The following is a 21,686-nucleotide window of genomic DNA, read 5'->3' as shown; positions in this document are numbered from 1 at the left end:
TCATTTAGGACTATGATTGCTGTCTGCTTTGGCTAACCTGTCGAAGGAATATCCCACTGAAATAATGATGGAGTACCGAACTGCCATGAAAGTCGGAACGAAACCGGCAATCCAGGAAGAAGTGCCATGGTCCGACAGCCTGACCACGTACGATAAGCAGCACCACACGCTGTACCTGAGGTTCCTGGATGCGGCCGCTGATGATGCCAGCTATGAGGAGATGGCGCAGGAGATCCTCGGCATCGATCCGGTACAGGAACCGGAGCGCGCCCGCAAAGCCGCGCGAAGCCATCTCGATCGGGCGAACTGGATGGTGACGACAGGGTACAAAGAATTGTTCGCGGGATAACGGAGAATGGGCGGCAGCCCCGCTCTCCTCAGCAGCAGATTGGTCCAGGCGTCCACTAGCAAGGCGATCCGTTGCTTCCGCAATGGCCTTCCTGATCCGGCGCTGGATCTTGCACCATCGAACCCCCATCTAGCGCCGTTTCCTTGCCCAGAGAGAACTCAACACCGAGACCGGAGCAACGGAGACGGCTCTTTCGTCGAGCCAGTTTAATTTGGAACATTATTTCTATGTTTAAGTCGATTATCTTGTTCAATAGCTCTGTTGACTCGCGATGAGACTTTCAACGCCGCGCGACATCCGCTGGCCGGATGTGACTTGCTGTCCCCTTCCAAGATCAATCAGGAGATCCCCATGAGCAATCCAGTCCTTGTCAACCAGACCATTCCCGACTCCGACGTTGTACCGCTGACCAGCCGTGTTGGAGCTGAAATCAGAGGCTTCCGCCTTGGCGGGGACCTTTCGGACGCAGCGATAGCAGCCATCAATCAGCTTCTTCTAAAACACAAGGTGATCTTCTTCCGCGGCCAGGAGCATCTCGACGATGCGGAGCAGGAATTGTTTGCGCGGCGTCTGGGTGACCTTGTACCTCATCCCACGCAGGGGCCGGCAGCCGGCACGGCCTCAATCCTCAATCTAGATTCCGGCCGTGGCGGTGGCAGGGCAGACCAGTGGCATACCGACGTGACTTTCGTCGATGCCTATCCGAAATTCTCGGTCCTACGTGGCGTCGTCATTCCGGCGGCGGGGGGCGACACGATCTGGTCCAACACGCACGCCGCGTACGAGAATCTGCCGGCGCCGCTCAAAATATTGGCGGACAATCTGTGGGCTATTCATAGCAATGCCTACGACTACGCAGCCGTGCGCCCGCGCGCCACAGCCGAAGAGAAGAAGCACTTCGAGGAAGTCTTCACATCGACGATCTACGAGACCGAGCATCCGGTCGTGCGCGTCCATCCGGAAACCGGGGAGAAGTCGCTGCTGCTCGGCAATTTCGTGCAGCGCCTCGTCGGCCTTTCCAAGAGCGATTCCGCCAAACTCTACGAGGTGTTCCAGTCCTACGTCACTGCCCCGGAAAATACCGTGCGGTGGCGCTGGCAAGTAGGCGACGTCGCTATCTGGGACAACCGTGCTACCCAGCATTATGCGGTCAACGACTATGGCGACCAGCACCGGGTTGTGCGTCGCGCTACGGTTGACGGTGACGTTCCGGTCGGCGTCGACGGTCGCCGCAGTATAACCCATGTCAAGGCAGCCAAGCCGGCGGCGAAGGCAGCCTGACCGTTTGAACAGGGGAAAGATGATTAAACTTCGTGATCGCCGCGGCCATATCGCGCTGCTTAACCGTCCCCCCAAAGCCTTATGATTCCGAGAAGCAAGGCGAGTTGCTGGCTCGAGGCTTGCCCCGAAATCGAGGTCCTGCAGCGTGGCGCATGGCTCGGGTCGCTGCTCGTGGCCTCGCTGCTGCGGTACAGGGCCCTCACCGCCCCACCATCTCGCCCGCCTGCACCCCGGATAGCGATCATTCACCGTTTGTTCATTATAATAGCGCACGATCATAACTCGACATGCTGGTAGCTCGTACATGCCTGAAGGCCCCGGCGCGCGACCCAGCGCAGGGGCCCTTTTTACTTCCCCAAAATCCATTCCAGCAACGCGGGCACTTCGCAGGATGTCGCAATCCCGCGCTTGCGATGATACGCTGTACAGCGAATGCGCGAGTCAAACGAATTTGGGTTCCTCAAATATAGAATCGTCGACACCGATCCTGATGGATCGAGCCTCGACGTGTGCCGTCGAAGCCGACATTCGCGAGGTCGGCGGTCAACAACGATCGTGGCGATCGCCCGCATCTTTCGTATTCACATAATCACCTGGCAGTTTTCGCAGCGGACGTACGCCATGATATGAGTCTTATCTTCCAAGCGCCGATTTGGCCGGATAGGGTTTGTAAGCGGGGCGAACAACCGGATGAACGAACGGAATGATACTGGAAAAACTGCGCGCCTGCTGGAGATTTAGCCCGACCGTCGATAGGAACGTAGCCTTGGTGGAAGGCTTTCTGAAGGGCAAGAGTTTCGCCGACCTGGCGCAGGAACATAGCCTGTCGAAAACGAGGGTGCGTCAAATCATCGAGAAGGCTGATCGGCTCGTGGGCGGCGGCATTCTGACCAAGGCTGAACCGTCCAAGGCCTCGCCTCGATCCGATTTCATGGTCGACTATCCGTATGTGTGGAACCTGGCCGAGATGCACCGGCTCGGTAGCGTCACGCCGCACCATTTCTTTGCGGAGCTGGAACGCGCCGGATCGCTGGAGCGGCTGGTTGACAAGATGAAGCGGTTGCCGTGGCGCTCACCAACGACACGTGAGCTGGCGCGCCTCGTGTGGCAAAAGGAGAGGGGCGAGAGCCCATGGCCTGCAATGAAGCGATCACGCGTTGCGATCGTGGAACCAAGCTGCCCGGTCGACCATCCGGATCGCCGCCTTCAATGCCAACTCGCCTTGGAACCGGCCTTTCAGCAATTGGCTGAGCGGGCAGCGGAATCCGGCTGGACCGAGAACGAAATAGCCTACGCGCTCCTCGAGCTCGCCGGCGCGCGCCTCAAGAACAACTCTGCCAATCGCGTGACTGAGAAGGCGATTGATCGTGCCAAGGCAACGAGATAAGCGGCACCTTCCATTCGATCCATGGTCCTGATCGTTGCTGACCACCAACATAGACATCGTCGTCGTAGCCATCGCAGGCGAATTGGAATCCACCATGCCCGGTAGGGCGATGAAAGTGTCACTGCCGGCGCCACAAATCGTTGAGGATGCCCTCCAGGGCAAGCATTCGGCCCCGTATAGTCGGCGTTGGCACCGTTTTCGCCTGCGCCCGCCCCCACAACATGCTGTCGAAATTGACCGTCAGGAAGCGATCGACGCCAGCGCATCCGCTCTCCGGGTTCGCTGATGTGAAGGATCGCATCTCGAATTTCTGGTTGATCCGCCAACTCGATCTTTCGCAACCCCATAAGAGTTGGAAAGTGCATGATCGCTTGGCTAAGCCATCGGCAGCGTCCGGCAGAGTAGCCGAAGCCCTACCACTCGAAACCAGCTTCCTAGTACTACAGTTGCGGATATTCGCGTCGTTTGTAGTGACAGATGGTGGCCGCGGCCCGATGTCGCCGTAGCCATAGCGACCAGCCGATGATGATGAAGGGCTTTTGTGTCGGCGGGAAGATGGAGGATCCGGGCGAGGAGATATCGGATCTCGGGGACGCTCGGGACCAGCGCAGTCATCCGAATCAGGCGGCGATTGGCTCCTTTGGACTCGTTTGGTTCGGTTGCTCCATGCGCTGTGGCGAAGATCAGCCGACAGCTTGGAGAAGAACGCCAGGGCGGCCATGCACAGGCTCATTTGGCGATGCCATCCGTGCCAGGACCGAGCCTCGCAATGATCAAGTCCGAGATCATCCTTGGCGCGCTCAAAACACTCCTCGACCCCCCAGCGTAGGCCGGCCACCGCCGCCAATTCGGCCAAGGCGGATCCGGGCGGGGCGAAGACCAGGTAGTGGGCTTTTTCTGTCGATGTCGATCGCTTGCGGCGGACCATAAGCCGATGCTGCAAGCCGTCATTTGACGTCCACGGGCGGCGGATGCGTGCCAAGTCGTAGAGCCGAGGCCCTTTGGCGCCTTCACCTGCCGCATGACAGACCCAGTCCTCAGGCGCGAGCTCGCTGGCCAGTTCCTCGGCGAGGCTCCCTCAACCGACAATTCCCCCACGACGAATGAAGTGAGCGCCTCGAACCGCCAGGACATAGGGCTGCTCGCGAGCTTCCAGCATCCGGCGACGGCTACTGTCGGCCCCGTAGACGGCGTCGCCCAGAAACGCACGGGACGCCGGCATCGAGCGCCGCCTCGACCATGGCGCGAGCCATCTTCGGCTTGGCCGCAAATTCGACCGTCTCCGGGATCGACGCCTTGGCACATCGCCCCCGATCCTTTGTCAGCTCTCCGGCAGATAAGGCGACGATCGACCAGCGCTTGGCCGTAGCGACTCGCGTAAGCCAAGGTGGAGCTAACGCGGGCGTATCCGATGATTATGAGTGTTCACTTTCCTCTTTGAGAGTTGGTGAACAATACAGAGTGACGGATAGTGCACACGTCAAGCGGCAGGTTCACGAAGGTATACCGTAGTGGCCGGCACGCGAGGCTGCTGCCGTTCTGGGAAGCTCAGACCGCGCCGTCTGTCGATTGGCCATCTTCGGCGGCCTCGGGTACTTCATCGGCCTCAGCACAGGTGTCGCGGCATTGGGTAGTGCCGTCAGTGGAGCATTCGTCTTCGGCCCCATCGGCTTCGTCATCGGGTGGCTGATGCCGGCGAAATGGACGGGTGCTAAGGCGCCGGCGACCGGCTCGTTGCTGGACCCAGTGGTGTTCGAGGCCGCCCAGGCACCCCTTGAGCAGCCGGCGGACCCTCGTGGAGACTACCAGCGCGTCGAGGACTCCTTGAACGAGATGATCCCTATTGTCGGGCGCGTCCTTGGATCCATCTGGAATCTGGAGATGAAGCTGCTGATGGCTATCGGCCTCATGCCGTACCTAGTGCGTCACATTTGGTTGCTGTTCGGCTTGGGCAGCAGGCATGGGAAGACGCTCCGGTTCACTGGGATAAATCGCAGTGGCACCGATCAAAGGCACCATCGAGAGTTCCCGCTTCGGAGCTTTCTGTTCGCCCTTTAGGTCTGCGATTTCCTCGTCACGTCTTGCTATTCGGCTTTCCAGATTGGCGATACGCTCGGTCAGCAAGTAGCGGCCGACTAGGAAGCCCCCACCTCCGAAGAGAACTGCAAACGTCGCAAAGACGGCCGGGTTCGCCAGCACCAGCGCCGAGTTGGCTTCTAGGAAAGCGATAAGGTCATGCATCGGGCAACATCGTCCTCGCGTGAGCGCCCACGGCTGTCACCCCAGGACTGGTGGCGTGTCGTCGTAGCTGACATGCACCAAGCCCGGATGCCGGTGCGCGAGAGCGACGATCTGGGTCTCAAGCTCACAATTGTAAGCCATGAGCGCCTTCACCGTCTCAAGCGGGCTGTCGTAGCGAGCGATGAGTCTCTCGGCTTCGGAGTGCAGTTCCGCCTTGGCCTCGGGGTCCAGATGCATTATGCCCATTTGGTGCCTCCTATCGCGTTGCCCGGCGCGGTGCCGAGAGTGCGTCAAGCCGCTCCTGAAGGTGGCCGTTGAGGACGATCATTTCCTTGAGCGCCTTCATTACGTCGCCCTGTAGACGGAAACAAACCTGTCGGCCGTAGCCTGTAGGGCGGCCTCTTGGCGGCTGTCCAATGTTACAATGCGGTCCATGGCAGTACCTCCAAAAGTTCCATGGGGCACAGTGAACAAAATAGGAACAAAACTGTCAAGAGCGAATTGACCAGAGGAGGAATGAGTTCCTATTCTGGATCATGCCTGACATTGGTGGAAGACGTAAACGCGGCAGCGAATGGAAGCTCAGCAATGCCCATGAGGTCGGGCAGCTCGTGCGAGTTCAATGCGGACTCTGCAATGTCAAGCGCTGGTATCAGCCGGGGGACCTGAAGGAAATCTTCGGGGACATCGAGGCCGACCTGATGGGAAGCAGAATGAGCTGCGCGCGATGCGGAAAGCACGATTTCATGCATGTCGAGACGCAAAACCCAACAGGTCGGGAGCGGCAGGGCATTCGCGTCAGGCGGCTGGCCGAAATAAGGACAGTGCGGCGGGTGATCTGGAGAGATGAATAGCAAAGGAACCCAACTTTCGACCCAAACGGGACACTAGGCTCCCCTAGCCGGGACGATATTGGCGGGTTTGCCTCAGGCATTCCGTCCCGATGTCGTCGGCAACGCAGTTGGATAATACTTGGAACGGTGGGAAATCTCGGCGGAAGGCCAGGCCAATGCACCAGTCTTTCTTCGCTCCTGGAATTTTCGCCACATGTCGATCATCGTCATTGCCATGCTGAGGGGAGCTCAATCATTTACCTATCCTCGGGAACAGAAATATGCAGCCTGAGTCTCGGCCTGCGATATCGACGCATTCTGCCACAGCGGAGGCGGCGTCGCTACATTGCTTGTAGGCAACGATGCGCTTTCGTGCATATCGTGTAACGATGTTCATCCCTTTGGAATCTTCAAATACTCCTTCAATGTAACTCAATTTATTTGATTTATATGTTAATATAAGTATGCTATCAGATTTAGTACTTGGTATATTTCTCATGTCGATGTTGCCGCTAAAGCGTGGTATGTCTCCCATACTATCAATGCCATAGTCTGTATTAGATGAAAGGCAAATTACTTGCTGATCTGGGAATTTCTGACGAAGGTCCAGCTTCCTTTCATTTGTAAAAACGCGTGAAAGATCGAGACGATTTTCGTTCTTTTTGAAATCACAGGACGCGATCAATGGGAAGAATAGAAAACAACACCATATCAAGTACGAATTATTCAGAGTACGCACCGCCGGGCAGTTGGTTGGGATAGATGTCAATGGACGGCTCAAGGTTGCCCAAGATGTCGCAAGGCGCGGGTCCATTGGCGGATGGCTTCTTGCGATGTGGTGAGGTTGTAGAGGTTGCACATAACGAGAGAATGCACAGAACCACCACGCTGTGCTAGGTACAACGGCTATCGCGGGTAACCAGCAACAAGGGGAAATAGATGTCGGAGCAGGGGGCGGGAAAGGGAAACTCGACTAAACGATCGAAAGTAGCTTTGATCATCGGCGCAATCGTGGTGACGGCAGGGGTCGTTGGGGGGATTGCGAAGTTCTCAGAGGATATACAGAAGCTATTGGGTGTCGCAGTTGCGGGGTTATCTGGACTGTCCGGCAAAAGCACCCCAATCCACGTGAGCATTCGAGAAGCCAAAATAGCTGACGTAAATCCCGCCGGGTTTGGAGGGCCCGAGCGGCCAAATAACAGCTTTCAAATCCATGTGCAGGCGATAGTTGATAAGACGGGAACCAACTCTTTGTTAGGATGCAGTGGAGTTCTAAAGGCCAATGATAGGGAATATGCAGACCACAAGGATGCAATTGCCGATGAGCAAAATCTGTTCGCCTTGCGCGAGGGAGATGACCAGATCATCGCGAAATTCATGTTCTTCGTTCCGGTTGGGGATTACCTCGAGAAGATATTTTTGAGGGTCGTTTGCCCCGGCATCGTCACAGATGAGTTTCCTGTCCAGAAACCTGCAAGTTAGTCGACGAGCCCAAAGTGCAATCGGCCACCCCCGCTACAATCGCTGGGAACGACTACCAGCGAAAGCCTAGTGGTTCCGCTGTATGGGGCACAAAAGGCACCGCTTTTGGCTGGGCTCCGGGGTCGGAAAGACTACGCTAGGGCCTTCTTCAGTGCCCGCCTGGCCACCTCAAGCCGTACCTCATCCCCGCCGTAGTCCTCCCCAACACTACCCGAGGAGTGCCCAAGGACGATGTCTTGGTCTGATTTGGTGACGCCGGCCAACCGCAGCCGATCTTTCATCAGGTGACGAAGGGAATGGGTGGTGGCCTTCGGGTCAGAGACACAGGCGCGGACATGCTTGCCGAGGGCAGCGGAGGCTGACGCCGGACCACGCGGCCTCCCATAGGCAGGAAACAGCATAGTGGCCTCGCCAGCCGCCTCAACGGCCTCCCGAGCTGCCTCTAGGGCGTCACCAATTAGCGGGACGTTCCTGCGAGACACTTTATTTTTAATGCGCCGGTCGGCATGCCATTCGACCGTCATGTGCGGCGATGCATGATCGAGGTGTACGTCGGACACTCTGAGCCCGGAAGCTTCTGCAAGGCGGCTGCCCGTGCCATCCAAGAGCCTCCAGATGTGCTGAAGGTCGTCCTTGGCGGATGACATGAGACGGGCGCGTATCGCTGCGGCTTCGTCCAGGGTGAAAGGGCGACGCGTACTCTCGGCTATAACGTCTCTCGCCACCACTTCGTGGTCGAAATCCCTACCGCCGCCTTGCCAATCGGGGTCAAGCTTCCATTGCCTGACTTGCTTATCGGCGCGTTGGAACTGGTCCAGAGGCGTGTCTACGGTCCCGAGTGAGGCAGCCTGAGGCGCTTTGATCCGCTGTGCGGCGTTTTTCAGTTGCTGATCCGCCTCGGCATGGACCTTCTTGTACCGCGCCAATGCTTCGGCCTCGGTTTTCCGAGCGGCACAACAATCTCACCTCGACCGAGAAACGCCTTGAGGGCGGGGGGTACTTTGCGCCGATAACGCCATCCGGCTTTGCCGCGCTTCTGAAGATATTGCACTAAAATCATCATTCCCGTGTGTACCCTTCGGTGTACCTGAAGGTGTACCTCGGGGGAAGCGCAAACCCTTGCAAACGTTGGAATGTAAGGCTTTGAGGCGTTAAGTGGCTCCCCGGGCCGGATGTGACTTGCTGTCCGTTCCAAGATCAATCAGGAGATCCCCATGAGCAATCCAGTCCTTGTCAACCTGACCATTCCTGACTCCGACGTTATACCGCTGACCAGCCGTGTTGGAGCTGAAATCAGAGGCGTCCGCCTTGGCGGAGACCTTTCGGACGCAGCGATAGCAGCCATCAACCAGCTTCTTCTAAAACACAATGCTTCGCCCTGCGGACAGCAGACGGCGAAGCCTCCGCGGCCGCGAAAATCTCTCGACGACGGCTCGATTCCAGGACCGGCCCGCCATTTTTGGGATGTGATCCGTGCAGATGCTTGAGCCGGGATCGGGACCTGACCGGCGTTGCGTCGAGATCCGGAGACTGAGGCGAAGAGCGCGAATCTCGATACGCCGGCCTAGGTCATCGTGGACGAATTCAATGTCTATGACCTCGCGGCCTCATCGGCTTTGGAGTGTACCGTTCCGGTAGGCCAGTTCACGCGACGTTTCATGGCGAAGGCAGCGGCGGCCATTCGGGCCAAACACACCCGCACATACCGCGGCAATGATCACCGCATGCTCGCTGAAATCCGGCACGTCCCTCAAAGGAGGCGGCCAAGGTGACGGAGGAAATCGCCGGCTACACAACAGAGTCGCAGGCGAAGTTGACGTCAGCCTTGGATCTGGTACGCGACCTCAATTGAAAGCATCCGCAGCCGGGCGGAGCTTCGCCGAGGTGATGGAAGGCCGACAAAAGGCCTCGGGAAGCGCTGTTTGCAATCGGTGCCAGGCGTTCTATGTCCTGTCGGACGTGGTTCCGTCCCTGATAAACACGCGTTCTTTGCGCTTGAAAAGGCAGTGCGTGCGGCGGGGACCACCAGCAATTAAGGGCAGCCAGGGTCGCGAGCGGCCACCGAAAGCTCCCCTGCGAAACGACCGAGTTGCAGACAGATCAGCCTTGGCTGAGTTCTTTCAGCCTCATTCATTTCTGCGTCGCTGCCTTCCTCAACCAGTCGCGCATTTGTCGCGCGGGCCGTGACAGGTGCGCCGTGTCAGGGGTCAGCAGATGATACTGTTCCCGTCCCGGCAGCACTGGGCCGGGAAGCTGAACAAGACGCCCCGACCGCAGATGTTGGCCGCAGGAGAGATGGTCGCCGATGGCAATGCCAAGGCCGCCGAGCGCCGCGTCGATGCACAGATGGGTGCGGTTGAAGAACAGGTGGTTGTCGAGATCGTCCAGCATGACGCCTGCCGCTTCGCAATAGCGTCGCCACCAGTAGAGCCCGCGCTCGTGGATCAGCCTGTGCGCAGCGTAGAAGCCTCGTGAGGCCGGATCTGGGCCCTTGGCGATCAATGCGGGCGAGGCGACCGGGAACGCGTTGAGATCAAGGAAGGGCTCGGAGCGAAAGCCGATCAGCGCCGCCGGTCCCCAAGTCAGCACCAGGTCGACATCGCCGGGCAGGCTGCGCGGCGGGTCCGGGCGGCAGCGGAGATCGACGTTGACCCGCAGCGCCTCCAGCGCCTGCGCCGTCAGGCGTGGCATGAGCCACAAGACCGCCAGATCGGTTTCCACATCCAGAACCACTGTTCCCTTGGCGGTGCCGCGTTTCAGGCGCCCGACGCCGAGCGCCAGATCGGCGAAGGACCGGGCGACGGTGCGGGCGAAGAGGCTGCCTTCGCCGGTCAGCACGACATGGCGTGCATGACGCTCGAAAAGTTCGACGCCCAGTTCCATCTCCAGATTGCGCACGTGGCGGCTGACGGCAGCATGGCTGACGCCCAGTTCGTTCGCCGCGGCAGCGAAGCTGCCATGCCGGGCAGCTGCTTCGAAGGCGCGGGTGGCGTTGAGGTTGGGCAGTTTGCGCATGAGACCAGCATAACAAAAGCGTTCGCTTGCAGCAAAAAATGTCGTTTGAGTGAAAGCTCAATTCGCGCGATTTCCTGGGATCCCCATCGCCAGGAGGATGCCATGACCCGTGCGCAGAACCCCCAAACCCGGATGATCGTAGCGCTGATTCTCGGCGTGACGATCTACGGCCTCGCGATGGGCACCACCTATCCGCTTCTGGGTCTCTTGCTATCGGATCGCGTGTCAGGCGCGCTCAATGGCCTGAATACGGCAGCGACCGGCCTCGGCCTCATGACCGGCGTGGTGCTGGTGCCCGGCCTCGCCCGCCGGTTGGGCGCGGGTCGAACGGCGCTGGCAGGCGTGGGGTTGCTGGCGGTGGCGCTCGTTGCACTGGCCTTCCTGCGGGACTTCTGGCCGGTCTTCGCGGCCCGCGTGATTCTGGGCTGCGGTGCAAGTCTCATGTTCATCGTCGCCGAAACGGCGCTGAACGCGGCTGCGGCGCCAGAGCGGCGCGGGCAGATCATGGGCGTCTATACCGCTGCCAATGCCCTCGGTTTCGTACTCGGTCCCGCGATGATCGCGCTGATGCCCGACCGCCCGGCCGCGCTTCTCCTCGGTTGCGCCGCGATAGCGCTGATGGCGCTGATCCCGTTCGCCGCGGTGGAACGGCCGGTGAGCCGCTTGGTGGTGCCGGGATCGGCGCGCCACATCGTGTCGGCGACCACAGCCTTTCCTTTAGCCTTCGGCTTTCTCTTCATCGCCTCGATGATTGATGCCATCGCCATCAGCCTCATGCCGGTCATCATGCTCGATCGCGATTTCGACGTCTCGCAGGCGGTGCTGCTCGCCGCGGTGTTCCATGTCGGCCTGGTGATCGGGCAGCCGCTGATCGGGCTGGCGCTGGACAAGGCTGGCCGCCGCCGCACGGTCCTTGGTTGCTGCGGCCTATCGCTCGCATGCACTCTGCCGCTGGTCTCCGGACCTGGTATGGGATTCTGGCCCGTAGCCGGGCTGATGCTGGTCTGGGGCGGCTCGAATTACGGGCTCTACACCGCTGGGCTCGCGCTGATCGGCGACCGCTTCCGGGCTGAGATGCTGACGGCGGCCACCGCCGCCCTTGCCTCCGTCTATGCTCTGGCCGCCGTCATCGGCCCCGTCGTCGCCGGCGGCATGATGAATGCGCTCGGCGCGAAGGGTCTATTCGGGGCAGCAGCGGTTGTCTATCTGACGGCGCTCTGCGCTGGCCTCTGGCTATTCCGGCCGGTCGAGCCGGAATGGCAGAAGCATCAAATCCGCTGATATCCGCAATGGCTCGATCGTGCCATTCGCAATGCATGTCGAGACAACTACAACCGCTCGGCTTCGACTGCGAGCGACTGCCGCGTGTGTCGCCCCTCGGACCTCGAACATCTGGAAAGGGACCTCGTGGTGGAAATCTGCCAGTCCAGCTCGTGTTCAATGTGCGAGCCGATCGGCCGGCACGCGGGCTCGGCCCGCAGCCCAATCCCGCTCTCTTGAGATGGCTTCCTGGTCCAGCTCCGGATCTTCCACGATCAACCCCTGAAGGGGTCCGCTCACATGGGACGTTTGTTGTCAATGCTGCATGCTAACCTCCGGAGAATTTCAGAATCCAGGTCTGAGCCAATTCCATGACACGGCTCACAGCTGAGCCTATCAACCTCACATCCGGTCGCCGGTAAAAGTCGGCTGCACCAATATCCCGCATACGGCGGCCAGGCTCAGGACGACGAGACCATTCTAGCAAAACGGCGGTTAGCCATGCGGACCCCCGGTTCGTCGACCTGGATCTGCCAGAACTGATCAGGTCCCGGTAGATTTCGAGAAGGATTGAGAACTTAGACTTTGTTTGTGATGACGCCTTCCATCAGCACACCTGATGTCACGTACTTCCAAAGTGCCACAAGCAATTTTCGCGCCAGCGCCACGATCGTCGATTTCTTCCGACGACCATGATTGGCTTGCGTACGCTCGCGAAACCACTTGGAGAGCGCGGAATTCGGTTGATGCCTCAACCAGAGCCAAGCCGTCTGTACAAGCGTGACCCGGAGTCGGGGATTGCCGGCCTTCGACACGCCTTGTTCCCGATCGATTGAACCGCTTTGCCACGGCGTAGGGGCAAGACCCGCGTAGGAGGCTATCTGGCGGCGATTATCGAAATGGCGATATAGTGCCTCCGTCCACAAAATCGTTGCGACCTCAGCGCCAATTCCCTTGATGCCCAGGAGCATTTCGACCTGAGGCTGGTTGGCTTTCTTGACCTGAGACCCAAGGAGCGCATTGCGTTCGGCTTCTACAGATTTGATCTGTTCGAGCAGCAGCTCCAGGCGATCCAGCTCTCGGCTGACCTGTCTTTTCAGGTGGACAGGTAGGTCGCGCCCGTCTCCAGTCTTCAACTCGTCGAGGCGCTTGCGGCGGTCTTTGTGCAGCGGCTCGTAGCCCGATATTCCCTGTGAATACAGCAGGCCCTTGATCCGATTTACGTGTGTAACGCGCTCACCGGTCAGTGTCTTGCGCTCGCGGGAAACTCGCCGCTGATCCTCTTCCTCGGGTGATGGGACGTGCACCATTGCGCATACGCGAGGCTCTCCTCTTTGTAGGCCATTAAGGTCCGCAGCAACGTTTCACCGTCAATACGGTCAGTTTTGGCTCGCCGGCGCCGGCGTGATGTTGAGATCGATGCCGGGTCAACGACATTGCTCTCGACGCCTTCCTTTTCCAGAACGCGATGTAGCCAGAAGCCGTCGAGACCGGCCTCCTGAATGGTGATGATCGGAAAGCTGGAGCCGGTTCTTTGGCGGCATTTCTCACGCAGCTGCGTGAATCGCGCGAACAGCCCGGCTGTATCGCCAGCCCGTACGGAATGCTTTGACATCTTCTCTCCGTTCGCCGGCGACAACGAGGTTACCAGCCAGGTTGATCGGCTGAGTTCCAACGAAACGAATATTGCGCGGAGATCAGTGCGGATGGCGGTCGGCCTTACGGGTTGGTCTATCATATGCATGGGTCGCCTTCAGAATGAGTGGGATGAATCAAGCAGCCTCATTCTGCAAAAACGCCGGCCGCCCTCCACCCATGGGATCTAGCAAGCTGCGGCCGCGCCGGCTTCGCCTTTGCGGTGATCGCGCCCGGAGCCCAACCTTTGAGGAGCCATCGAGCGGGAATTGGCCCGCTCCAATGATGGAGCCCTCAGATGCCGCACGATCTTTGCCTCGCCCAAAGCCACGCCTTCCAGCTCGCCCGCACCCTCATGGTCCCTGTCACGCTCTTCCGCTCCGGCGACGAATTCGGCGTCCTGCCGAGCGCCGAACTCGACAACGATGAGGTCGAGACCCTCGCCGAATACGATCCCTTTGAACACGGGCCGGCTCATTGAGCCGGCGTCTCCTCCCGGAGGTGCCACTTGCGAGCTTGCGGCGGCAAGGGAAGCTGCGCCGCGGCTGGCCCGCGGGCGGCGGCGCGAGGTGCAAAAACACACATTGGCAGCCGCGCCCTTGCCGCCTTTGCTCTTCGCGGCATCCGGAAGGCGTCCCGCAAGATGCGGGAAAGAAAACCTGAAGGAAGGCGGGCGCCTGCGGCGCACGAAAGAGGGACATGGAACAGAACGAACTCGATGAACTTCGACAAAGGGTGGCCTGCGCGGCCGCGCTGGATCACGCTGGTTACTCGATCGACCTGAAGGAGAGTACCCGACGTGCGGTCAAATACCGGCACGGCGACCAGATCGTCGTCGTGATCCATGACGGAAAAGGCTGGTTCGATCCGCTCTCCGACGCGAAGGGGGATGTGTTCTCGCTGATGACCCATCTGCATGGGGTCGGTTTCGCGGAGGCGACGTTGCTGGTCGCCCGGCTGGTCGGCCACGAGCCGCGCGAGCCTGTGTGGAAGAGGCAGGCCCGGAAGCGCGGGCCGGATCTCGGCGTCGCCGAACGCTGGAGCGGCCGCCGTAAGCCCTGGCCGGGATCGACGACATGGCGCTACCTGCGCGACGACCGCCATCTTCCGGAAGCCGTGATCAGCGCCGCCATCCGTCATGATCTGCTGCGGGAGGGCCCTCGCGGCAGCATGTGGGCCGCTCACAGGGACGGGGAGGGGGTTGTGACCGGCTGGGAGGAACGCGGTCCGGAATGGCGCGGTTTCTCGACCGGCGGCGCGAAGGTGCTGTTTCGGTTTGGCCCCTGCGATGCGCTCCGCCTCTGCGTCACCGAGGCCGCGATCGACGCCATGAGCCTCGCCGCGCTCGAGAGCACTCGCCGCGATAGCCTCTATGTCAGTACCGGGGGCGGCTGGGCTCCCGTCACCGATGCGGCTATCCGGCTGCTGGCGGCGCGGGAGGGCCTATTGCTGGTCGCCGCCACGGACAACAACGCGCAGGGCGACACCTACGCGGTTCGCCTCGAAGCGGTCGCCCGCGAGGCTGGCTGCGGCTTTGAACGTCTCCGGCCGGACGAGGAGGACTGGAACGCCGAACTCAAGGCAAGGGTGAAGAACCGGGTAAAGGGAGAAAAGAGGAAATAAGAAGCCTGGCTGCCGCATGCCCGCCGGCCGCGTCAAGGGTAAAGCGGCGCCCGCTTCGCGGCCCTTGACCCGGCCGGACGGAGAGGCGGCCGCGGAGGAGGGGTCAGGAAGGGCGGAAGAGGATGGCGACATCGAGAGGATGAGCCGCGCTCCAGCCCGACGAGGCTGAAAGGAGCCCACCCATGACCCTCTTGTCCGTCCGCAAGGTTTATCGCGGCATCGCCGATCGCCGGCAGATGTTCCGCATGTTCGACCGCCACGCTCAGCGTCCTGATCGGTTCCAGGACGATGCCAGTGCTTTGTACCGCGGCGAATGGTTCGAGATATCACAGGCCGAGCACGACTACATGTTCGAGATCCTGCCGCCGCTCTGGATGCGAGGCGAGATGTTCGCGCTGCGTGAGTTTCTCACCGACCGCATCACCAGCATCTTCAACGCCCTGAACATCGATGGCCGCACGCGGTATTTCCACGGCTATTGCGACCTGCTCGACAAGGGCTCGCCTGAGCGGATGCGCGATGCGATCGTCGAACGCGAAACCCGTCCCGTTCGGGCGATGACCCGCGAGGAGCGCCTGGAGCACATCTGGTCGAGCACCCACGACGACTATCGCGGCTACGCCGGTGAGCGCTGGCCGGAACGCGACCGCGGCAAGCGCACGGTGATGTTTTATGGCGGCGGCCAGGGCACTACGCTGAAGCTGCTGGACGACCTTACCGATCCGGAGATCGCGGCGAAGCTGCCCGTGCATCTGCGCTATCTCGCCGACGCAATCGCGGCGTGACGGAGGCCTGAGATGATGTTGACCTTCACCATCACCGCCGTCCGCGAGGTCATCGCTCGCGGCATTGTCGACGCGAAAGCCAATGGCGGCTTCCGCGATCCCCACCTCGGACTATCCGCCGCCGATAACCGGAAGCCCGGCCTCTGGCTCGTCGGAGACCACGGCGTCTACCTCTGCTCCAACGGCGAACTCGCCAAGGGGGCGAAGCCGTTCGTCGCCTACGCCGAGGAATGCGATCCGCGCAAGAACGACGACTGGTTCGAGATCAAACGCCGAACGTTCGGCGGCGACGACGGCGTGGACTTTCTCGACGCCGCAGGCCTTGAGGCCCTGATCGCAGCCAGTCCCGGCTGCACGCATCTGCGCATCGCGTTCCTACAGGACTCGATGCAGCTCTTCGTGATCGAGCGAGACTAGCGCTCCGTCGGCGGGCGCCGTCCGGCGGCGTCCAACATCCCAATCCCCCACATCCCGCGCAAGTCCGGCCGGCTGGTGTCTTCCAGCGGAACGGCGACGTGCGCCCTCATTCAGGAGATCCAGCCATGTCGCATGACGATCCTTTCACCATCGATCTTTTCGGCAACACCGCACTTTCCTCCGGCCTCGGCCTCGGCGTGACGGCCTTTGGCGACACTGTCGAGCCCCACGGTGACGACGATCCTGATCCGTCGTCGCCGGCGCCCGCGCTGCCGAGCGCGGCAATCGTGCGGCGACCATCGACCGCCTGCCGGGCGCGCGGGTCGAACTTCCATCTCGCTGGTAGCCGTGGCCTGGCGCGGGGCTGGAAGGAGCGTGCGCGCGACAATATCGCGGCGATCCGGCTCGCCGCCGAGATCGAAGCGGACGAGCGCCCGGCCACGCTCGGGGAGCAGAAGAGGCTGATCCGCTTCACCGGCTTCGGCGCGTCCGACCTTGCCAATGGCGTCTTCCGCCGCCCCGGCGAGATCGACTTCCGCAAGGGCTGGGACGAAATCGGCTTAGAGCTGGAGGATGCAGTCGGCGAGGTCGACTACGCCTCGCTCGCCCGCTGCACCCAGTATGCCCACTTCACGCCGGACTTCATCGTCCGGGCGATCTGGTCAGGCCTGCAGCGGCTCGGCTGGCGTGGCGGCCGTGTGCTCGAGCCCGGCATTGGCACGGGCCTGTTTCCGGCGCTGATGCCCGAAGCGCTACGTGATGTGTCACAAGTCACCGGGATCGAACTCGATCCGGTCACGGCACGCATCGCCCGGCTGTTGCAGCCCCGGGCACGGATCGTCACCGGCGACTTCGCCCGCATTGATCTGCCGGCGAATTTCGATCTTGCCATCGGTAATCCGCCATTTTCCGATCGCACCGTTCGTTCGGACCGTATCTATCGTTCACTCGCCCTGCGCCTTCACGACTACTTCATCGCCCGGTCCGTCGACCTGTTGAAGCCGGGCGCTTTCGCCGCCTTCGTCACCAGCTCCGGCACTTTGGACAAGGCGGATTCCTCTGCGCGTGAGCATATCGCCAAAACGGTCGACCTGATCGCCGCCATCCGCCTGCCCGAAGGCAGCTTCCGGGCCGACGCCGGCACGGACGTCGTGGTCGACGTGCTGTTTTTCCGGAAGCGCAAGGTCACCGAGCCCGAAGGTGATCTGTCCTGGCTCGACATCGAGGAAGTCCACCAGGCGACGGAGGATGAAGGCGCGATCCGCGTGAACCGCTGGTTAGCGCGCCGCCCGGATTTCGTGCTCGGCACGCATGCCACTATCTCGGGGCCTTACGGCGAGGCCTATTCCTGCCTGCCTCATCCCGGTGTCCATCTGGAGCGGGCGCTCACGGCTGCGATCTCCCTCCTTCCGCAAGCCATTTATGACGGCGAGCCGGACGAGATTGATCATGACGCCGAGGACAGTGCCGACGTTGTCGATGCCCTGCCGGAAGGCGCCGAAGTGCGCGAGGGCAGTTTCTTCGTCGCAAAAAATGCCGCCCTTGCGCAGATGATCGATGGCGCTGCTGTGAGCATCACCGTCCGCAAGGGCCGCACCGCCGAAGGCATCCCCGAAAAGCACGCGCGGATCATCCGCAAATTCATCCCCATCCGTGATGCCGTGCGTGAAGTCCTGAAGTCCCAGGAGTTCGACCGGCCGTGGAAACCGGCTCAAGTCAGGCTGCGCATCGCCTGGTCGAGTTTTGTGCGCGCCTTCGCCCCGATCAACACGACCGTCGTTTCCACCAGCGAGGACGCCGAGACCGGGGAGGTCCGCGAGACGCATCGCCGGCCGAACCTGCAGCCCTTCCTTGATGATCCCGATTGCTGGCTGGTCGCCTCCATCGAGGACTACGATCTCGAGACCAATACCGCCCGGCCGGGTCCGATTTTCACCGAGCGCGTCATCGCGCCGCCCGCAGCACCCATCATCACATCGGCCTCCGATGCGCTTGCCGTCGTGCTCAACGAACGCGGCCATATTGACATCGATCACATTGCCGAATTGCTGCATGAGAATGTCGATGACGTCATTGGCGAGCTGGGTGACGCCATCTACAACGATCCGGAGACCGGTTCGTGGCAAACGGCCGACGCCTATCTCTCCGGTCAGGTCCGCGACAAGTTGAAGGTCGCGGAAGCCGCAGCCGCCCTCGATTTCGCCTATGAGCGCAACGTCACGGCGTTGCAGGGCGTGCAGCCGGCCGATCTTCGTCCCTCGGATATCACCGCGCGTCTCGGCGCGCCATGGATCCCCGCCGCCGATGTTGTCGCCTTCGTCAAGGAGACGATGGGTGCCGAAATCAGGATCCAGCCGGAGCTGGCATCGTGGACCGTCGAGGCGCGGCAATTGGGATGGATGGCGGCCGGCACGTCCGAATGGGGCACCGATCGCCGTCATGCCGGCGAACTCATAGCCGACGCGCTGAACAGCCGGGTGCCGCAGATCTTCGACACGATCAAGGAGGGCGATGCTGAAAAGCGCGTGCTCAATGTTGTGGACACGGAAGCTGCCAAGGAAAAGCTGCAGAAGATCAAGACCGCTTTCCAGAACTGGATCTGGTCCGATCCTGACCGGACCGACCGGCTGGCGCGGGTCTATAACGACCGCTTCAACAACATCGCCCCCCGAAGATTCAACGGGGATCACCTGCAACTTCCAGGCGCCTCCGGCGCCTTTTCTCTTTATGGGCACCAGAAATGCGGCATCTGGCGCATCGTCTCGGCCGGCTCGACCTACCTTGCTCATGCCGTCGGCGCCGGCAAGACCATGACGATTGCGGCGGGCGTCATGGAGCAGCGCCGGCTTGGCCTGATCGCCAAGGCCATGCTGGTCGTTCCCGGCCATTGCCTTGCACAGGCGGCCCGCGAATTTCTGGCGCTCTATCCGACCGCGCGAATCCTCGTGGCCGACGAGACGAATTTTTCCAAGGACAAGCGGCATAGATTCCTGTCCCGGGCGGCGACCGCCGCCTGGGACGCGATCATCATTACGCACAGTGCCTTCCGCTTCATCGGCGTGCCGTCGGCATTCGAGCAGCAGATGATCAGGCAAGAGCTGGAGCTCTACGAGACGCTGCTGACCAAGGTCGAGAGCGACGACCGCGTCTCGCGCAAGCGCCTCGAGCGGCTGAAGGAGGGGCTCAGGGAACGGCTGGAGGCGCTGGCGACCCGCAAGGACGACCTGCTGACCATCTCCGAGATCGGCGTTGACCAGATCATCGTCGATGAAGCCCAGGAGTTCAGGAAACTCAGCTTCGCCACCAACATGTCGACGCTCAAGGGAGTCGATCCGAACGGCTCGCAGCGGGCCTGGGACCTTTATGTAAAATCCCGGTTCGTGGAGACGAAGAATCCGGGCCGGGCGCTCGTGCTGGCCTCCGGCACGCCGATCACCAATACGCTTGGCGAGATGTTCTCGGTGCAGCGCTATCTCGGTTACGAGGCGCTGCTTCAGCGCGGCCTGCACGAGTTCGACGCCTGGGCTTCGACCTTCGGCGACGTCACGACCGAACTCGAATTGCAGCCATCCGGCAAATACAAGCCGGTGACGCGCTTCGCCACCTTCGTCAACGTGCCGGAGCTGATCGCCATGTTCCGCTCCTTCGCGGATGTGGTGATGCCGGAAGATCTTCGGGCATATGTGAAAGTGCCGGCGCTTTCGACCGGCGCGCGTCAGATCATCACCGCCAAGCGGTCTGCGGCCTTCAAGCGCTACCAGATGGTGCTCGGCGCCCGCATCAAGGCCATCGAGGAACGCGACCGTCCGGCAGAACCTGGTGACGACATCCTGCTCTCGGTCATCACCGATGGCCGGCACGCCGCGATCGACCTGCGTCTGGTCGATCCGAACAATGACGATGAGCCGGACAACAAGCTCAACGCTCTCATCGGCAATGCCTTCAGCATCTGGCAAGAGACCGCTCGCAACGCCTATTTCCGCGCCGACGGCAAGCCGTTCGAGCTTGCGGGCGCAGCGCAGATGATCTTCTCCGATCTCGGCACGATCGGCGTCGAGAAAAGCCGCGGCTTCTCAGCCTATCGTTGGATCAGGGATGAACTGGTCCGCAGGGGCGTTCCGGCATCGGAAATTGCCTTTATGCAGGACTTCAAGAAGGCGCAAGCCAAGCAGCGCCTGTTCGGTGATGTGCGGGCCGGCAAGGTCCGGTTCCTGATCGGCTCCTCCGACACAATGGGCACCGGCGTCAACGCGCAGCTCCGCCTCAAGGCGCTGCATCATCTGGACGTGCCATGGCTTCCCTCCCAGATCGAGCAGCGCGAAGGCCGTATCCTGCGGCAGGGCAACCAGCACGATGTCATCGATATCTTCGCCTACGCCACGGAAGGATCGATGGACGCCCAGATGTGGCAGAACAACGAGCGCAAGGCCCGGTTCATCGCGGCCGCCCTTTCCGGAGACACGTCCATCCGTCGGTTGGAGGATATGGGTGAGGGGCAGGCCAACCAGTTCGCGATGGCTAAGGCGATCGCCTCTGGCGATCCGCGTCTGATGCAAAAGGCAGGTCTGGAGGCAGACATTGCCCGTCTGGAGCGCCTTCGCGCGGCCCACATTGATGATGAGCACGCCGTTCGACGGCAGATCCGCGATGCCGAGCGCGATATCGAATACTCGACCCGGCGCATCGGCGAGGTCGGGAAGGATATCGAGCGCCTTGTGCCGACCACCGGCCATGGGTTCAGCATGATGGTCGGGGGCGACGCGTTCACGGAGCGCAAACTCGCCGGTCGCGCGCTGATGAAGGAAATCCTGACTCTCGTGCAGCTTCAGCAGCAAGGCGAAACCACTATCGCCTCCATCGGCGGGTTCGATTTCGAATATTCCGGCGAGCGGTTCGGCAAGGACGGCTATCGCTATGCCACCATGCTGATGCGCACCGGCGCGGATTATGAAATCGAGCTCCCCGTCACCACCTCGCCGCTTGGCGCCATCGCCCGGCTCGAGCATGCCTTGGCCGGCTTCGAGGGCGAGCAGGCACGATATCGCCAGCGTCTTGACGATTCCGAGCGCAGGCTCACCTCCTATCGCTCGCGTGAGGGCGGCGAGTTCGGATTCTCTGGTGAACTGGCTGAGAAGCGCCGGCAGCTTGCGGAAATCGAAACCGATCTCGCGTCTTCGATTGATGGCCAGGATCAGCGTGCAGCCGCATAGCAGGCTCGACACAGCTGCCGGTCATTGTGTCAGGCATTGACCGGCGGCAAAGGCTCAAGGTGGCTCGGGTGCCGAGCGATGCAGGAGGCGCGCCGAACCCAACACAGTGCGGAAGCCGCGATAGAAATCGTGGCGGCGCCTGTCTCGCATCGTTCGGTTCTGGATCCA

The 21,686-nt window shown here is 61.1% G+C and carries 15 protein-coding genes and 4 pseudogenes; 12 read left to right on the top strand and 7 right to left on the bottom strand.

What is annotated here, in order from left to right:
- The first annotated feature begins 85 nt into the window (after positions 1-85).
- From AC0L2A_RS10840 to AC0L2A_RS10830, 3 genes are all read left to right on the top strand, one after another.
- Positions 86-349, top strand: coding sequence for a DNA -binding domain-containing protein (locus AC0L2A_RS10840; protein ID WP_164895833.1), 264 nt, complete (start codon positions 86-88; stop codon positions 347-349).
- A 351-nt stretch (positions 350-700) separates the two neighbouring features.
- The gene (locus AC0L2A_RS10835; protein ID WP_473608744.1) at positions 701-1,630 is read left to right on the top strand and encodes a TauD/TfdA dioxygenase family protein; all 930 of its coding nucleotides are present in this window, start codon (positions 701-703) and stop codon (positions 1,628-1,630) included.
- A gap of 769 nt (positions 1,631-2,399) precedes the next feature.
- Positions 2,400-3,017 (top strand): hypothetical protein, encoded by a 618-nt coding sequence (locus tag AC0L2A_RS10830; RefSeq protein ID WP_473608754.1) that lies wholly within the window; start codon positions 2,400-2,402, stop codon positions 3,015-3,017.
- A gap of 620 nt (positions 3,018-3,637) precedes the next feature.
- On the opposite strand, the pseudogene AC0L2A_RS10825 reads toward AC0L2A_RS10830, so the two are convergent.
- The 3 genes and pseudogenes from AC0L2A_RS10825 to AC0L2A_RS10815 all read right to left on the bottom strand — a co-directional run.
- Positions 3,638-4,406, bottom strand: a pseudogene (locus AC0L2A_RS10825) (IS701 family transposase); the annotation flags it as partial.
- Between the two features lie 528 nt (positions 4,407-4,934).
- Positions 4,935-5,258 (bottom strand): hypothetical protein, encoded by a 324-nt coding sequence (locus AC0L2A_RS10820; RefSeq protein WP_473608743.1) that lies wholly within the window; start codon positions 5,256-5,258, stop codon positions 4,935-4,937.
- A gap of 36 nt (positions 5,259-5,294) precedes the next feature.
- A complete protein-coding gene (locus tag AC0L2A_RS10815) occupies positions 5,295-5,504 on the bottom strand; it encodes a hypothetical protein (RefSeq protein ID WP_287381639.1) in 210 nt (69 codons plus the stop codon).
- A 290-nt stretch (positions 5,505-5,794) separates the two neighbouring features.
- Here AC0L2A_RS10815 and AC0L2A_RS10810 point away from each other — a divergent pair, with 290 nt between their 5' ends.
- Positions 5,795-6,112, top strand: coding sequence for a hypothetical protein (locus AC0L2A_RS10810; RefSeq protein ID WP_473608741.1), 318 nt, complete (start codon positions 5,795-5,797; stop codon positions 6,110-6,112).
- 719 nt (positions 6,113-6,831) lie between these two features.
- On the opposite strand, the pseudogene AC0L2A_RS10805 reads toward AC0L2A_RS10810, so the two are convergent.
- Positions 6,832-6,952, bottom strand: a pseudogene (locus AC0L2A_RS10805) (SOS response-associated peptidase); the annotation flags it as partial.
- Between the two features lie 78 nt (positions 6,953-7,030).
- Between AC0L2A_RS10805 and AC0L2A_RS10800 the strand changes: the two are divergent.
- The gene (locus tag AC0L2A_RS10800) at positions 7,031-7,573 is read left to right on the top strand and encodes a hypothetical protein (protein ID WP_473608740.1); all 543 of its coding nucleotides are present in this window, start codon (positions 7,031-7,033) and stop codon (positions 7,571-7,573) included.
- Between the two features lie 131 nt (positions 7,574-7,704).
- On the opposite strand, the gene AC0L2A_RS10795 is transcribed toward AC0L2A_RS10800, so the two are convergent.
- On the bottom strand, positions 7,705-8,499 hold the full coding sequence (locus tag AC0L2A_RS10795) for a tyrosine-type recombinase/integrase (RefSeq protein WP_473608739.1): 795 nt from the start codon (positions 8,497-8,499) through the stop codon (positions 7,705-7,707).
- A gap of 288 nt (positions 8,500-8,787) precedes the next feature.
- On the opposite strand from AC0L2A_RS10795, the pseudogene AC0L2A_RS10790 reads away from it, so the two are divergent.
- Positions 8,788-8,940, top strand: a pseudogene (locus AC0L2A_RS10790) (TauD/TfdA family dioxygenase); the annotation flags it as partial.
- Between the two features lie 763 nt (positions 8,941-9,703).
- Here AC0L2A_RS10790 and AC0L2A_RS10785 read toward each other — a convergent pair.
- Positions 9,704-10,588 (bottom strand): LysR substrate-binding domain-containing protein, encoded by an 885-nt coding sequence (locus AC0L2A_RS10785; RefSeq protein WP_473608738.1) that lies wholly within the window; start codon positions 10,586-10,588, stop codon positions 9,704-9,706.
- A gap of 102 nt (positions 10,589-10,690) precedes the next feature.
- Here AC0L2A_RS10785 and AC0L2A_RS10780 point away from each other — a divergent pair, with 102 nt between their 5' ends.
- On the top strand, positions 10,691-11,869 hold the full coding sequence (locus AC0L2A_RS10780; RefSeq protein WP_473608736.1) for an MFS transporter: 1,179 nt from the start codon (positions 10,691-10,693) through the stop codon (positions 11,867-11,869).
- Positions 11,870-12,426: 557 nt separating this feature from the next.
- Here the strand turns inward: AC0L2A_RS10780 and AC0L2A_RS10775 are convergent.
- A pseudogene (locus AC0L2A_RS10775) lies at positions 12,427-13,586 on the bottom strand (IS110 family RNA-guided transposase).
- Between the two features lie 195 nt (positions 13,587-13,781).
- Here AC0L2A_RS10775 and AC0L2A_RS10770 point away from each other — a divergent pair.
- The 5 genes from AC0L2A_RS10770 to AC0L2A_RS10750 all read left to right on the top strand — a co-directional run bounded on the left by AC0L2A_RS10770 (position 13,782) and on the right by AC0L2A_RS10750 (position 21,518).
- Positions 13,782-13,964 (top strand): hypothetical protein, encoded by a 183-nt coding sequence (locus tag AC0L2A_RS10770; protein WP_473608735.1) that lies wholly within the window; start codon positions 13,782-13,784, stop codon positions 13,962-13,964.
- 218 nt (positions 13,965-14,182) lie between these two features.
- A complete protein-coding gene (locus AC0L2A_RS10765; protein ID WP_473608734.1) occupies positions 14,183-15,106 on the top strand; it encodes a DUF3991 and toprim domain-containing protein in 924 nt (307 codons plus the stop codon).
- Between the two features lie 182 nt (positions 15,107-15,288).
- Entirely contained in the window at positions 15,289-15,891 is a 603-nt protein-coding gene (locus AC0L2A_RS10760) for a DUF1419 domain-containing protein (RefSeq protein ID WP_473608732.1), read from the top strand.
- A gap of 15 nt (positions 15,892-15,906) precedes the next feature.
- Positions 15,907-16,308 (top strand): DUF3085 domain-containing protein, encoded by a 402-nt coding sequence (locus AC0L2A_RS10755; RefSeq protein WP_473608752.1) that lies wholly within the window; start codon positions 15,907-15,909, stop codon positions 16,306-16,308.
- A gap of 125 nt (positions 16,309-16,433) precedes the next feature.
- The gene (locus AC0L2A_RS10750; protein ID WP_473608731.1) at positions 16,434-21,518 is read left to right on the top strand and encodes a lactate dehydrogenase; all 5,085 of its coding nucleotides are present in this window, start codon (positions 16,434-16,436) and stop codon (positions 21,516-21,518) included.
- Positions 21,519-21,686 lie beyond the last annotated feature (168 nt).

It is taken from the genome of Mesorhizobium sp. WSM4844 (assembly GCF_055811775.1).
The sequence above is the reverse complement of the archived record's forward strand: the minus strand, read 5'-3'. Positions and strand labels throughout refer to the sequence as shown.

Excerpts from the sequence above, each read along its gene's own strand:
- AC0L2A_RS10815 (WP_287381639.1), bottom strand. The coding sequence starts at position 5,504 with ATGGGCATAATGCATCTGGACCCCGAGGCCAAGGCGGAACTGCACTCC.
- AC0L2A_RS10750 (WP_473608731.1), top strand. The coding sequence starts at position 16,434 with ATGTCGCATGACGATCCTTTCACCATCGATCTTTTCGGCAACACCGCA.
- AC0L2A_RS10765 (WP_473608734.1), top strand. The coding sequence starts at position 14,183 with ATGGAACAGAACGAACTCGATGAACTTCGACAAAGGGTGGCCTGCGCG.
- AC0L2A_RS10820 (WP_473608743.1), bottom strand. The coding sequence starts at position 5,258 with ATGCATGACCTTATCGCTTTCCTAGAAGCCAACTCGGCGCTGGTGCTG.
- AC0L2A_RS10780 (WP_473608736.1), top strand. The coding sequence starts at position 10,691 with ATGACCCGTGCGCAGAACCCCCAAACCCGGATGATCGTAGCGCTGATT.
- AC0L2A_RS10840 (WP_164895833.1), top strand. The coding sequence starts at position 86 with ATGAAAGTCGGAACGAAACCGGCAATCCAGGAAGAAGTGCCATGGTCC.
- AC0L2A_RS10755 (WP_473608752.1), top strand. The coding sequence starts at position 15,907 with ATGTTGACCTTCACCATCACCGCCGTCCGCGAGGTCATCGCTCGCGGC.
- AC0L2A_RS10760 (WP_473608732.1), top strand. The coding sequence starts at position 15,289 with ATGACCCTCTTGTCCGTCCGCAAGGTTTATCGCGGCATCGCCGATCGC.
- AC0L2A_RS10810 (WP_473608741.1), top strand. The coding sequence starts at position 5,795 with ATGCCTGACATTGGTGGAAGACGTAAACGCGGCAGCGAATGGAAGCTC.
- AC0L2A_RS10800 (WP_473608740.1), top strand. The coding sequence starts at position 7,031 with ATGTCGGAGCAGGGGGCGGGAAAGGGAAACTCGACTAAACGATCGAAA.
- AC0L2A_RS10785 (WP_473608738.1), bottom strand. The coding sequence starts at position 10,588 with ATGCGCAAACTGCCCAACCTCAACGCCACCCGCGCCTTCGAAGCAGCT.
- AC0L2A_RS10770 (WP_473608735.1), top strand. The coding sequence starts at position 13,782 with ATGCCGCACGATCTTTGCCTCGCCCAAAGCCACGCCTTCCAGCTCGCC.
- AC0L2A_RS10835 (WP_473608744.1), top strand. The coding sequence starts at position 701 with ATGAGCAATCCAGTCCTTGTCAACCAGACCATTCCCGACTCCGACGTT.